11 protein-coding genes are annotated in these 13,220 nt (G+C 69.3%); 4 read left to right on the top strand and 7 right to left on the bottom strand.

Annotated elements, in window-relative coordinates; translation table 11 throughout:
• Positions 1 to 29 precede the first annotated feature (29 nt).
• Positions 30 to 1,409: an MFS transporter gene (locus tag KDH83_RS25115; protein WP_349291668.1), complete on the top strand. Its 1,380-nt coding sequence runs from the start codon at positions 30 to 32 to the stop codon at positions 1,407 to 1,409.
• Between the two features lie 8 nt (positions 1,410 to 1,417).
• On the opposite strand, the gene KDH83_RS25110 is transcribed toward KDH83_RS25115, so the two are convergent.
• The 7 genes from KDH83_RS25110 to KDH83_RS25080 all read right to left on the bottom strand — a co-directional run bounded on the left by KDH83_RS25110 (position 1,418) and on the right by KDH83_RS25080 (position 7,107).
• Positions 1,418 to 2,185 (bottom strand): phytanoyl-CoA dioxygenase family protein, encoded by a 768-nt coding sequence (locus KDH83_RS25110; protein ID WP_212320734.1) that lies wholly within the window; start codon positions 2,183 to 2,185, stop codon positions 1,418 to 1,420.
• Between the two features lie 111 nt (positions 2,186 to 2,296).
• Positions 2,297 to 2,776, bottom strand: a complete 480-nt coding sequence (locus tag KDH83_RS25105; protein ID WP_212320733.1) for a DUF2269 domain-containing protein — start codon at positions 2,774 to 2,776, stop codon at positions 2,297 to 2,299.
• Positions 2,773 to 3,177 carry a DoxX-like family protein gene (locus KDH83_RS25100; RefSeq protein WP_212320732.1) on the bottom strand — a complete coding sequence of 135 codons (405 nt, stop codon included), beginning with the start codon at positions 3,175 to 3,177 and terminating at the stop codon, positions 2,773 to 2,775. The genes KDH83_RS25105 and KDH83_RS25100 overlap by 4 nt, the downstream gene beginning before the upstream one ends.
• Before the next feature lie 14 nt (positions 3,178 to 3,191).
• The gene (locus KDH83_RS25095) at positions 3,192 to 4,061 is read right to left on the bottom strand and encodes an NAD-dependent epimerase/dehydratase family protein (protein WP_212320731.1); all 870 of its coding nucleotides are present in this window, start codon (positions 4,059 to 4,061) and stop codon (positions 3,192 to 3,194) included.
• 37 nt (positions 4,062 to 4,098) lie between these two features.
• Positions 4,099 to 4,656, bottom strand: a complete 558-nt coding sequence (locus KDH83_RS25090) for a MarR family transcriptional regulator (RefSeq protein ID WP_212320730.1) — start codon at positions 4,654 to 4,656, stop codon at positions 4,099 to 4,101.
• Between the two features lie 96 nt (positions 4,657 to 4,752).
• Positions 4,753 to 5,829 carry an AI-2E family transporter gene (locus KDH83_RS25085; protein ID WP_212320729.1) on the bottom strand — a complete coding sequence of 359 codons (1,077 nt, stop codon included), beginning with the start codon at positions 5,827 to 5,829 and terminating at the stop codon, positions 4,753 to 4,755.
• A gap of 207 nt (positions 5,830 to 6,036) precedes the next feature.
• Complete coding sequence (locus tag KDH83_RS25080) at positions 6,037 to 7,107, bottom strand: LysR family transcriptional regulator (RefSeq protein WP_212320728.1); 1,071 nt, start codon at positions 7,105 to 7,107, stop codon at positions 6,037 to 6,039.
• A gap of 379 nt (positions 7,108 to 7,486) precedes the next feature.
• On the opposite strand from KDH83_RS25080, the gene KDH83_RS25075 reads away from it, so the two are divergent.
• The 3 genes from KDH83_RS25075 to KDH83_RS25065 form a co-directional block, all read left to right on the top strand.
• Entirely contained in the window at positions 7,487 to 8,692 is a 1,206-nt protein-coding gene (locus KDH83_RS25075; RefSeq protein WP_212320727.1) for an efflux RND transporter periplasmic adaptor subunit, read from the top strand.
• Between the two features lie 25 nt (positions 8,693 to 8,717).
• Positions 8,718 to 11,933 (top strand): multidrug efflux RND transporter permease subunit, encoded by a 3,216-nt coding sequence (locus tag KDH83_RS25070; protein ID WP_212320726.1) that lies wholly within the window; start codon positions 8,718 to 8,720, stop codon positions 11,931 to 11,933.
• A gap of 84 nt (positions 11,934 to 12,017) precedes the next feature.
• The coding region (locus KDH83_RS25065) for an efflux transporter outer membrane subunit (protein WP_212320725.1) at positions 12,018 to 13,220 on the top strand (1,203 nt) is incomplete at its 3' end.

Genomic DNA, 13,220 nt, shown 5'->3' with positions numbered 1-13,220 from the left:
GCCCCGCCCAGGCCGCGCAACCCGGCCGCCTGGGTCTGGCCGTGCTGCTGTCCGGCGGCTTCATCACCATCTTCGACCTGTTCGTGGTGAACATCGCCATCCCCAGCATGCAACGCACGCTGGACGCGAGCTTCGCGCAGATCAACTTCATCATCGTGGCCTACGAGCTGGCCTATGGCGTGCTGCTGATCGCCGGCAGCCGGCTGGGCGACCGCCTGGGCCGGCGCCGGCTGTTCGTGCTGGGCATGCTGGGCTTCGCGCTGACCTCGGCGCTGTGCGGACTAGCGCCGGACGCCAATGCGCTGATCGCGGCGCGCGTGCTGCAGGGCGTGGCGGCGGCCATGCTGTTCCCGCAGGTGTACGCGCTGATCCGCGTCAGCTACGACGGCCACGCGCGCCGCCGCGCCTTCGGCCTGCTGGGCATGACGCTGGGGCTGGCGGCCATCGCCGGCCAGGTGCTGGGCGGCTGGATCGTGCATGCCGACCTGTTCGGCCTGTCCTGGCGCGTGATCTTCCTGGTCAATGTGCCGCTGGGCCTGGCCGCCTGGAAGCTGGCGCGCCATCTGCCGGAGTCGCGCGAACCTTCGGCCTCGTCGATGGACTGGCCCGGCGCCGCGCTGGCCGGGCTGGGCCTGGGCCTGCTGATGCTGGCGCTGATCGAGGGCCCGGCGCGGCACTGGCCTGCCTGGACGCTGGCCAGCGCCATGCTGGCCGTGGCCGCGCTGGCATTGTTCGTGCGTGCGCAGCGCCGCATCGGCGCGGCCGGCGGTGCGCCGCTGGTGGACATGACCCTGCTGACGCAGCCGCGCTTCGCCACCGGTTGCCTGCTGGTGCTGCTGGTGTTCTCGACGGCCGCCGCGCTGTTCCTGTGCTACGCGCTGCTGATGCAGACCGGGCTGGGCGTGGATGCGCTGACGGCGGGTTCCATCTTCGCGCCGGCCAGCGTGGGCTTCGTGGCCGGCTCGATGCTGGCGCCCCGATTGGTAGCGCGCTATGGCACGCCGGCCATTGCGCTGGCCGCGCTGCTCTATGGCGGCGCCACGACGGCGCTGATGCTGCAGGTGGGCGCGGCCAGCGGCGCGCTGGCGCCCTGGTCGCTGGTGCCGGTGCTGGTGTGGCTGGGCGCGGCGCAGGGCGCGGTCAACACGCCGCTGGTGAACCTGGCGCTGGGCTTGGTGCCCGACCATCAGGCCGGCATGGCCGCCGGCGTGGTGTCGACCTTGCAACAGGTGGGCGCGGCACTGGGCGTGGCGGCGGCGGGCATGCTGTTCGGCGGCGCCCTGGAGGCCGGCGCCGGCCTGCCTGCCGGCGACCGCTATGCGCAGGCCTTCGCCAGCGCGCTGCAATTCAACGTGGCCGCGATTGCGCTGTCGGCGCTGCTGCTGTGGCGGCTGGGCCGGCGCGGCTGAGGCCGGGCTCAGCCCGCTAGCGGCACGCCCGGCTGGCTGGCCGAGCGCGTGCCGGGCAGCGGGTGACAGGATTGCGGATGGTAGGTGTGGACCAGCGACAGCTTGACGCGGTCGCTGCTGTTGCCCTGGGCGGCGTGCAGCGTGCGGCAGTGGAAGAACACCACGTCGCCCGGCTCCAGGTCCGGACAGACCGCGCGCGCGATCCAGGGCGTGTTCAGCGGCTCGTCGTCGCGGAAGAATTTCTTGGCGTCGAACTGGGCCGGCTGGAACGCCGCCGCATGCGAACCGGGGATGAATGAAAGGCCGCCGTTGGCGCGGGTCTCGTGGCCCAGGGCGAGCCAGCAGGACACCAGATCGGTATCCGAGAACGACCAGTAGCGGATGTCCTGATGCCAGCCGGTCAGGCTGCCATAGGCCGGATGCTTGGTCATGACGCAGTTGTGGTGCACGGTGGACAGCACCGGCGTCTCGCCGAAATAGCGCGCCAGCCACTGGCCGATGGCCGGGTCCGTGGCCCATTGCGCGTACAGCGGGTCGCGACCATAGGCGGACAGCAGGCGGCGCACGGTCTGGCCGCCCTCGGCCTGGCGCGATTCGGGCGCGCCGGGGTAGCGCAGGTCGGCCTCGTATTCGATCGGCGCGACGTGATCCCGCAAGTGGCGCTCGGACAGCGCGCGCAAGGCGGCCACCCTGCCCGCATCGGCGAAACCGCGCGCCACCACGAAACCCTGCTCGCGCAGGACGGCTATCTGTTCATCTGTGGGCAACGCGGCCATCTCGATTCTCAAGGCAACACGGGCATCCGCGGGGCATCGACAGCAAGCGGACGCAAGGGCGCTAGATTACTGCAAATCGCCATGGGCAAGCCCGCGCTCCCGACGCGGGTTTCATGCGCCCCACAGCGCCGGCTTGTTGACCATCAGGTAGTAGGTCACGGCCATGGCGATGAAGGCCGGGTAGCCCAGCGCCTCCCAACGCCGCGCATACCGCGCGTACAGTTCGGGCAGCGCCCCCTGCGCCGCGTGCGCGTCGCGCGCCATGACCGCCATGCGCAGCTGCAGCCAGACCACCGGCAGCCAGCAGACGCCCGCCAGCGCGTACAGGCCGATGGACAGCGCCAGCCAGGGCGTCGTCAGCGACCAGCCCGCCATGTGCGCCAGCGCGATGCCCGAGATCGGCTGAATGATCACGCAGGGCGTGGTGAACCACCAGTCGGCGCGCACCACCAGCCGGCTGACCACGGCCTGGGCGGCGACGTTGCCGCTGCGGTTGGTGAAGAACATGTAGAAGGCCGACCCCAGCCCGGTGCCCACCATCAGCACGCTGGACACGATATGCACGGACTTGAGCAACAGATAGGCATTCATGCGAGCTCCTTCTTCTTGGCTTGGGCCGACATCAGGTGCAGCAGCATGGCCGCGATCGGCAGGTTCTTGAGCAGCGGCCCGAGCGGATGCAGCCACAGCGCGGGCTGCAGGACGGTGGCCGTCACGGTCATCGCCAGCATCAGCGCCAGCGCCGCCAGATAGCTGGCGCGACCGGGCCGCAGCCACAGCGCAAGGCCCACGGCCAGATCGGCCAGCAGGCCGCTCCAGACCAGCAGGGCCTGCCAGCGCGTGCCGAGGATGCCGGCGTCGGCCAGCAGCCGCGCGCTCAGGCCTTTGTGTTCCAGCGCGCTGACGAGCGCCGTGCCCAGCCAGACGATGACCAGGCTGGCATGCATGAGGCGCAGCCCGGGAGGAATGATGTTCGCGGCGGACGATGACATGCGACGGCTCCGTTTCAATCGCTGCGCAGCGTGGCCAGCAGCTGCCCGGGCGCGACGCCGGGCCGGCCCAGCCAGCGTTCCAGGGTGGCCGGATCGGTGACGTTGTCGCTTTCCAGCAGCGCCAGCGTTTCGCTGCACCAGGGCGACACCGGCAGCCAGTCGCCCGCGCGCGCGCTGGCCCGGCTCAGCCAGCCGGGCAGCGGGCCGACGCAAGCCGGCCGGTGGCCCATCTGCGCGCGCAGATTGGCGATCAGCTGCGCCAACGGCAGGGCCTCGGGTCCACCGATCTCGATCAGGCCCGACGGCGCATCCGAACCCGCCATGCGCGCCACCACGTCCGCCAGGTCGCGCACGGCCACGGGCTGCACGCGCGCCTGCAGGACCGGACGCGGCAGCAGCAGGGCTGGCAGGCGCGCCAGGGCCAGGAACAGCTGGCTGCTGGCGCCGCCGGCGCCGAACACCACGCTGGGACGCAGCACGCAGCCGTTCAACCGCCCCTGCTGCGTCAGCGCCAGCAGATGCTCGTCGGCGGCGCGCTTGGTGCTGGCGTAGCGCGTGGCGCTGTGGGCGATGCCCAGGGCCGAGATCTGCGCCACCCGCCGCACGCCCGCCGCCGCGCAGGCATCGAACAGCGCGATGGGAGCGTCGGCATGCATGGCTTGCAGCGGCCGGCTGGCGCTGTCGCGCAGCACGCCCACGGCGTTGACCACGGCGTCGATGCCGGCCAGATGCGGCAACCAGGCCTCGGCCGCGAGCGCCCTGGAAAAATCCAGAGGGGGCGCCGTGCGGCGGCTGCGCTGCACGGGCTCGTAGCCCGCCTGCTTCAGGCTGTCGACGATATGACGGCCGATGAAACCCGTGCCGCCGCAGACCAGGATACGCATGGTGGCCTCACATTTCTCTAATTACAGAAATATCCGCTCAGCGCTTGCGCTTGGGGGCGGCCGTGGGCGGCGGCCCGGAACGGATGAAGCGTTGCACGCTGGCGCCCAGGCGCAGCACCTTGTCCAGCGTGGCGGGAGACAGGCGCAGCATCTCGTCGGTCCAGATGCCCAGTGATTCCATCAGGCGCAGCGTCTCGTGCACGCGGTCCTGGGTGTCGGGCGATTCCGCCTCGAAGCCGGGTTCGGCGATCAGGTCGCGCAGCATCTGCGAAGTGGGGTCGAACTCGCGCTGCTTGCGCTCGCGCACGATGGTGCGCAGCAGTTCCCAGACATCGGCGGAGGTTTCGAAGTAATCGCGCCGGTCGCCGGGCCGGCGACTGCTGCGGATCAGGCCCCAGTTCAGCAATTCCTTGATGCTGTTGCTGACGTTGGAGCGCGCGGCGTTCAGCGTGTCGGCGATTTCCTCGGCGTTCAGCGGCCTGCCGTGGAAGAAGAGCAGCGCGTGGATCTGCGCGACCGTCCGGTTCACGCCCCAGCTGTTGCCCATGTCTCCCCAGTGGAGAATGAAGCGTTGTGCGATGGGAGTCAGTTTCATGACTCCAGTGTCGAGGCGCCTGAAATTTCTGTCAAGACAGAAATTTCAATCTCCCGTGGCGCGCAGGGGTGGCGGCCGTCGGCCGCGCCGGATTACTTACTTGCCGGCGGCGGCGTCGCGCTCCTGTTCCTCGTGGTGCACCCATTCGCGCCACACGGCCACCAGCAGCGCCATCAGCACCGGGCCGACGAACAGGCCCACGATGCCCATGGTCTTGACCCCGCCCACCAGGCCGAAGAAGGTCGGCAGGAACGGCAGCTTGACCGGCCCGCCCACCAGGCGCGGACGCAGGGTCTTGTCGACGATGAACAGCTCCACGCTGCCCCAGACCATCAGCGCGATGCCGGCGACCATGTGGCCGGAGCCGACCAGGTACAGCGACACCAGCGTGAAGGACAGCGGCGCGCCGCCGGGGATCAGCGCCATGAAGCCGGTCACCACGCCCAGCAGCACCGGCGAGGGCACGCCGGCGATCCAGTAGGCCACGCCCAGCACCACGCCCTCGCCCAGGGCGATCAGGCCCATGCCGGTGACGGTGGAGTTGATGGTGGCCGGCACCACGCGCGAGAAACGCTGCCAGCGCGCCGGCAGGATGCGTTCGCCCAGCACGTCCAGCTGGGCCACCATGCGGTTGCCGTCCTTGTAGACGAAGAACAGCGTGATCAGCATGAACAGCACGGTCAGCAGCAGCTGGAACACATTGCCGGTGGCGGCCAGCACCATGCGGTAGATGTTGCCCAGGTGTTCGCCGCTGACGGCCTCGACCAGCGCGCCCAGCGCGTGGGGCTGGCCAATGTAGGCCTGCCAGTACTCCGCCAGCCGCTCGCCCAGCACCGGCATGGACGTGATCCAGGCGGGCACGTCGACGCCGTGGCGGTTGGCCGCGATGGCCCAGGCGAAGAAGGAGCTGGCTTCCTTGATGGCGTAGGACAGCGCCAGCGACAGCGGCACGACCAGCACCACGATGACCACCAGCAGCGCCAGCGTGGCCGCCAACGCGGTGCGTCCGCCGCAGCGCGTCACCAGGCGCTGGTAGACCGGCCAGCTGGCCAGGCCGATGATCAGCGCCGCCAGCGCGGGCACCAGGAAACCGCTGAGGAAATACGCTCCCGCCAACAGTACGAGCAACAAAAGCCCACGGGCGATCAGGTATGCGGGAAGGACAGGCTGCATGTATGCGTATCGACAGAAAAGGCGTTACGGGCTTTGACTGTCGGACTATACAGACGTTTCACATCATGCGATGGACGCGAAGCCTGTAATTGCTACGGGGTTTCCCCAGGAAACGGGGACGGGCGGATGCGAAAGCGTCCGGGACGGAGTCTCGCGCCGCTCGGCGCGATGGCGGCCGACCCTGATCTGGCCGGCGCCATCGTCCGGCTACAGTGCGTATTCCGCCGCTTCCTCGCGGGCGCTGCGCCGGCCCAGCAGGGCCTCGGTCAGCGTGGCGCGGGCGGGCTCGGGCTGCGGCGCGGGCAGCCGGGCCTTGGCCGCCTCGGTCTTGAAGACGCCGCAGGTGAGCGCGGCGGGATCGGTCTCGTCGCGGCCGCTCAACAGCGGACAGCTGGCGAACAGCTCGGCCACCCAGTCGGCGAAGGCGCGCACCTTGGGCGAGAGCTGGCGGCTCTGCGGGTAGAGGATGGACATCGGCACGGCGCCGGGCTTCCACTGCGGCAGCACCTCGATCAGCTCGCCCGATTGCAGATGCGGCAGCGCCATGTAGCGCGGGGTCTGGATCAGGCCGAAGCCCTTCAGCCCGCAATCCAGGTAGGCGCCGGCCTCGTTCACCGCCACCGTGCCCTTCATTTCGACTTCCTGGTGCTTGCCGTCCACCTTGAAGTTCCAGGCGCAATTGCGGCCGCTGCGGCTCATGAAGTAATGCACTGCGTGGTGCCGGCCCAGTTCCTCGATGGTCTGCGGCATGCCATGGCGCGCGATGTACGACGGCGACGCGCAGGTCACGGTCTGCAGCATGCCGATGCGGCGCGCCACCAGGCTGGAATCCTCCAGGTCGCCGGAGCGGATCACGCAGTCGACGGCTTCCTGCACCATGTCCACCGGCCGGTCGCCCAGGCCCAGCACCAGCTCGACATCGGGGTACTTGTCGTGGAAATCGCACAATGACGGAATCAGGATCAGCCGGCCGATGCAGGTCGGCACGTCGATGCGCAGCCGCCCTTTCAGGCGCAACGCCGCTTCCTGGAAGCAGGCCTCGGTTTCCTCGACGTCGGCCAGGATGCGCACGCAGTGCTGGTAATAGCCGGCGCCGTCCGGCGTCAGGCCGATGCGCCGCGTGGTGCGGTTCAGCAGACGCACGCCCAGCAGGCGTTCGAGGTTCTGGATGATGGTGGTGACGGTGGTGCGCGGAAGGGAAAGGCTGTCGGCCGCCCGGGTGAAGCTATTGGCGTCCACGACGCGCACGAACACCTGCATAGCCTGGAAGCGGTCCATGTCGGCGTGCTCTGTAAAAGTCGGGGTGTGGGAAGCATAACCCGAAACCCGTCGAGATTAGTCGATCCTGACGACTAGTGTTGCCGAATTAGACGGGTTTATCCGGCACCAGATAACACTCAGAATGGCAACCATCTTGAAGCGCCCGTGCCTCCCGGCACCGCCAGACGGGCACGTCAACCCTCAGCCTCCGCGTCCGCGCCCCGGCCAGCCCTAGCCAAGCTGCCAGCGCCGGACAGCCGACCCCGGTCGATGTTGCAACGCAACATAAAACGGAAGCCGAGGATTGCCGTGCCCAGGCGGCCCGCCGGCCGCCGCCGCCCGCCCCCCGGCCTTTACGCGCGGACGCTTCGCTCCTCTCCTCACATCAAGGAACATCATGGTTTCGCGTAATCGTTTTGCTGTGCTCGCCGTTTTCGCAGCCGTCATCGCGGCCGGCGGCGGCTATGCCCTGTTTCGCGCGCCCGCCGGCGCCAATGCCGCCCAGGCCCAGACCGCGCCCGCCGCGCCCCAGGTCGACGTGGCCGAAGTGGTCAACAAGACCATCGTCGACTGGCAGCGCTATTCCGGCCGGCTGGAAGCCATCGACCGGGTCGACATCCGACCGCTGGTCTCCGGCACCCTGACCGCCGTGCACTTCCAGGACGGCACCATCGTCAAGAAGGGCGACGTGCTCTTCACCATCGACCCGCGCCCCTACGCGGCCGAGGTGGACCGCGCCGCCGCCACCCTGACGGCGGCGCGCGCCCGCGCTTCCTACACCGCCAGCGAACTGGCGCGCGGCCAGCGCCTGCTGGGCGACAACGCCATCGCGCGCCGCGACTTCGAGGAAAAGCAGAACGCCGCCCGCGAAGCCGCCGCCAACCTGCAGGGCGCCCAGGCCGCGCTGGACTACGCCAAGCTGAACCTGGGCTACACCCGCATCGAGGCCCCGGTGGCCGGCCGCGTCTCGCGCGCCGAGGTCACGGTGGGCAACGTGGTCGCCGCCGGCGCCGCCTCGGTGCCGCTGACCACGCTGGTGTCGGTGTCCAAGATGTACGCATCGTTCGACGTGGACGAACAAACCTTCCTGAAGTACATCAACCCGGCCCGCAACGGCAAGGCCGGCAGCGTGCCGGTGGAACTGGGCCTGGCCAACGAGGACGGTTATTCGCGCACCGGCGTCGTGCAATCGGTGGACAACCGCCTGGACGCCACGTCCGGCACCATCCGCGTGCGCGCCGAGTTCGACAACGGCGACGGTTCGCTGCTGCCCGGACTGTACGCCCGCATCCGCCTGGGAGGCACCGAGCCGCGCCAGGCCGTGCTGATCGACGAGAAGGCCATCGGCACCGACCAGGACAAGCGCTACGTGCTGGTGCTGGACGACAAGAACAACGCCATCTATCGCCAGGTCAAGCTGGGCGCCAACCAGGACGGCCTGCGCGTGGTCGATTCCGGCCTCGCGGCCGGCGAGCGCATCGTCGTCAACGGCCTGCAACGCGTGCGTCCGGGCGACCCCGTAACGCCCACCGTCGTGCCCATGGCCTCGGCCCAGCGCAAGCCGGTCCAGACCGCATCGAACGCCGCGGCCTCGGTGAACTGAGCCGCCGCACCCGACGAGTATCCTCATGAACATCTCGAAATTCTTCATCGACCGGCCGATCTTCGCGGGCGTGCTGTCCGTGCTGGTGCTGCTGGCGGGCCTGCTGGCCATGTTCCAGCTGCCCATCTCGGAGTACCCGGAAGTCGTGCCGCCCTCGGTGGTGGTGCGCGCCCAGTACCCCGGCGCCAACCCCAAGGTCATCGCCGAAACCGTCGCCTCGCCGCTGGAAGAATCCATCAACGGCGTCGAGAACATGCTCTACATGCAGTCGCAGGCCAACAGCGACGGCAACCTGACGCTGACGGTCAACTTCAAGCTGGGCGTGGACCCGGACAAGGCCCAGCAGCTTGTGCAGAACCGCGTCTCGCAGGCGCTGCCGCGCCTGCCGCCGGACGTGCAGCGCCTGGGCGTGACCACGGCCAAGAGCTCGCCCACGCTGACGCTGGTGGTGCACCTGATCTCGCCCAATGACCGCTACGACATCACCTACCTGCGCAACTACGCGATCCTGAACGTCAAGGACCGCCTGGCCCGCATCACCGGCGTGGGCGAAGTGACGGTGTGGGGCTCGGGCAACTACTCGATGCGCGTCTGGCTGGACCCGCAGAAGGTCGCCCAGCGCGGCATGACCGCCGGCGAAGTGGTCAGCGCCATCCGCGAGCAGAACGTGCAGGTCGCCGCCGGCGTGATCGGCGCCTCGCCCACGCTGGGCGACGTGCCGCTGCAGCTGAACGTGAACGCGCGCGGCCGCCTGCAAACCGAGGAAGAGTTCCGCGACATCATCCTGAAGACCTCGCCCGACGGCGCCGTGACGCACCTGTCCGACGTGGCGCGCGTGGAGCTGGACGCCCAGGAATACGGCCTGCGCTCGCTGCTGGACAACAAGCAGGCGGTGGGCATGGGCATCATGCAGTCGCCCGGCGCCAACGCGCTGGACGTGTCCACCAAGGTGCGCGCGGCCATGGCCGAGCTGGCCCAGGACTTTCCCCCGGGCGTGGAGTACCGTATCGAGTACGACCCCACCCAGTTCGTCAGCGCCAGTATCGAGGCGGTGGTTCACACGCTGCTGGAAGCGATCGCGCTGGTGGTTCTGGTGGTGATCCTGTTCCTGCAGACCTGGCGCGCGTCCATCATCCCGTTGCTGGCCGTGCCGGTCTCCATCGTGGGCACCTTCGCGCTGCTCCTGGTCTTCGGCTATTCCATCAACGCGCTGTCGCTGTTCGGCATGGTGCTGGCCATCGGCATCGTGGTGGACGACGCCATCGTGGTGGTGGAAAACGTCGAGCGCAACATCGCCGCCGGGCTCACCCCGCGCGAGGCGACCTACCGCGCCATGCGGGAAGTGAGCGGCCCTATCATCGCCATCGCGCTGACGCTGTGCGCGGTGTTCGTGCCGCTGGCCTTCATGACCGGCCTGACCGGGCAGTTCTACAAGCAGTTCGCCATGACCATCGCCATCTCGACGGTGATCTCGGCGTTCAACTCGCTGACGCTGTCGCCGGCGCTGTCGGCCATCCTGCTCAAGGGCCATCACGAGAAGCCCGACTGGCTGACCCGTGGCATGAACCGCGTCTTCGGCCGCTTCTTCAACTGGTTCAACAACATGTTCGGCCGCGCCTCGGAATCCTATGGCGTGGGCGTGTCCGGCGTGATCCGCCGCAAGGCCGGCGCCATGGGCGTTTACGCGCTGCTGGTGGCCGCCACCATCGGCGTGTCGTACCTGGTGCCCGGCGGCTTCGTGCCCGCGCAGGACAAGCAGTACCTGATCGGCTTCACGCAGCTGCCCAACGGCGCCTCGCTGGACCGCACCGACGCGGTGATCCGACGCATGAGCGACATCGCCCTGAAGGAACCCGGCGTGCAGAGCGCCATCGCGTTCCCCGGCCTGTCGATCAACGGCTTCACCAACAGCTCCAGCGCCGGCATCGTGTTCGTGATGCTCAAGCCCTTCAACGAGCGCAAGGGCGCCGCGCTGTCGGGCAACGCCATCGCGGGCTCGCTGAACCAGAAATTCGCCGCCATCCAGGACGCGTTCATCGCCGTGTTCCCGCCCCCGCCCGTGATGGGTCTGGGCACGCTGGGCGGCTTCAAGTTCCAGATCGAGGACCGCGGCGCAGCCGGCTACGCCGAGCTGGACAAGGCCAAGGCCGCCTTCCTGGCCAAGGCGCGCCAGGCGCCGGAACTGGGCCCGGCCTTCTCCAGCTACGAGATCAACGTGCCGCAGCTGGACGTCGACCTGGACCGCGTCAAGGCCAAGCAGCTGGGCGTGCCGGTGACGGAAGTGTTCGACACCATGCAGATCTACCTGGGCTCGATGTACGTGAACGACTTCAACCGCTTCGGCCGCGTCTTCCAGGTGCGGGCACAGGCGGACGCGCCGTTCCGCGCCCATGCCGACGACATCCTGCAGCTGAAGACCCGTAACAGCGCCGGCGACATGGTGCCGCTGTCGTCGCTGGTCACGGTCAAGCAGACCTTCGGCCCGGAAATGGTGGTGCGCTACAACGGCTACACCGCCGCCGACATCAACGGCGGGCCGGCGCCGGGCTATTCGTCCGACCAGGCCCAGGCCGCGGCCGAGCGCGTGGCCGCCGAGACGCTGCCGCGCGGCATGAAGCTGGAATGGACCGACCTGACCTATCAGCAGATCCTGGCGGGCAACGCCGGCCTGTGGGTGTTCCCCATCAGCGTGCTGCTGGTGTTCCTGGTGCTGGCCGCGCTGTACGAAAGCCTGACGCTGCCGCTGGCCGTGATCATGATCGTGCCGATGAGCATCCTGGCGGCGCTGACGGGCGTGTACCTGACCGGCGCCGACAACAACATCTTCACCCAGATCGGGCTGATGGTGCTGGTGGGCCTGTCGGCCAAGAACGCGATCCTGATCGTGGAATTCGCCCGCGAGCTGGAGATGAACGGCCGCAGCCCGCTGGAAGCCGCCATCGAGGCCAGCCGCCTGCGCCTGCGCCCCATCCTGATGACGTCGATCGCCTTCATCATGGGCGTGGTACCGCTGGTGCTGTCGTCCGGCGCCGGCTCGGAAATGCGCCACGCCATGGGCGTCGCCGTGTTCTTCGGCATGCTGGGCGTGACCCTGTTCGGCCTGTTCCTGACGCCGGTGTTCTACGTGCTGCTGCGCTCCATCGGCGGCAAGAAGCTGCATTCGGCGGCGCCGCATGAAGCGCCGGTCTGCGTGCCGCACATCGACCCGCACGCGCCGCCCGCCTCGCAGCACGGCGCCTGATCCGGCCATCGAACCAGGACTAGAGCGAGAAGCCAGCGCGTCCCGTCCAGCGGGGCGGGACGCGCCCTCAAGAGAATAGCCATCATGAAGAAAAGACTGATCCGCGGTTCCGCCCTGCTTGCCACGCTGCTCGTGCTGGCCGGCTGCGCGGTGGGACCGGACTACCAGCGGCCCGCGGCCGCCACCCCGGCTGCCTACAAGGAAGCCGCCCTGCCCGCCTCGGAAGCCGGCAGCTGGAAAACCGCCGAACCCTCCGAGGAAGCCCTGCGCGGCGAATGGTGGAAGCTGTTCGGCGACGAGGGCCTGAACCAGCTGCAGGAAGAAGCGCTGCGCGCCAACCAGAACCTGCAGGCCGCCGCCGCCCGCCTGACCCAGGCCCGCGCACTGCAGCGCGAGGCGCGCGCCGCCTTCTTCCCCAGCCTGGACGCCGCCTTCGGCCCGTCGCGCCAGCGCCCCTCGGCGGTGTCGCGCGGCCTGCCCGACGGCACGCCGACCAGCCCGTCGACCACCTGGCGCGCCCAGGCCAGCGTGGCCTACGAGGCCGACCTGTTCGGCCGTGTCTCGTCGACGGCCGACGCCGCCACCGCCGACGCGCAGCAGAGCGAGGCGCTGTACCGCTCGGTGCTGCTGGCGCTGCAGGCCGACGTCGCCACCACCTATTTCCAGGTGCGCGAACAGGACGCCGAGGCGCAGCTCTATCGCCAGACGGTCAAGCTGCGCACCGACACGCTGCAGCTGATCCAGCGGCGCTATGACGCCGGCGACATCAGCGAGCTGGACCTGGCGCGCGCCAAGTCCGAGCTGGCGCAGGCGCAGTCCGAGGCGCTGGGCATCGACCGCCGCCGCGCCGCCGCCGAACACGCGCTGGCCGTGCTGCTGGGCCGCGCGCCGTCCGACTTCGCCATGCCGCCGCAGCCGCTGCAGAAGGTCGCGGTATCGGTGCCGGCCGGCCTGCCGTCCACGCTGCTGGAACGCCGCCCCGACATCGCCGCCGCCGAGCGCGCGATGGCCGCCGCCAACGCCCGCGTCGGCGCGGCCAAGTCGGCGTTCTTCCCGCGCCTGGACATCACCGGCGCCTTCGGCTACGAGTCGTCGGAGCTGGGCAATCTGTTCCAGTGGTCCAGCCGCACGTTCCTGCTGGGTCCGCTGGTGGGCGCGGCGCTGTCGATGCCGATCTTCGACGGCGGCCGCCGCCAGGCCGGCCTGGATCGCGCTCGCGCGGTCTACGAGGAAGACGTGGCGCTGTACCGGCAGACGGTGCTGAATGCGTTCCGCGAGGTCGAGGAC

The sequence above is a fragment of the Achromobacter sp. Marseille-Q0513 genome, from assembly GCF_018195695.1.
Classification (GTDB): domain Bacteria; phylum Pseudomonadota; class Gammaproteobacteria; order Burkholderiales; family Burkholderiaceae_B; genus Achromobacter.
Note: the sequence above shows the minus strand (reverse complement) of the source record. Positions and strands in the feature narration are given on the sequence as shown.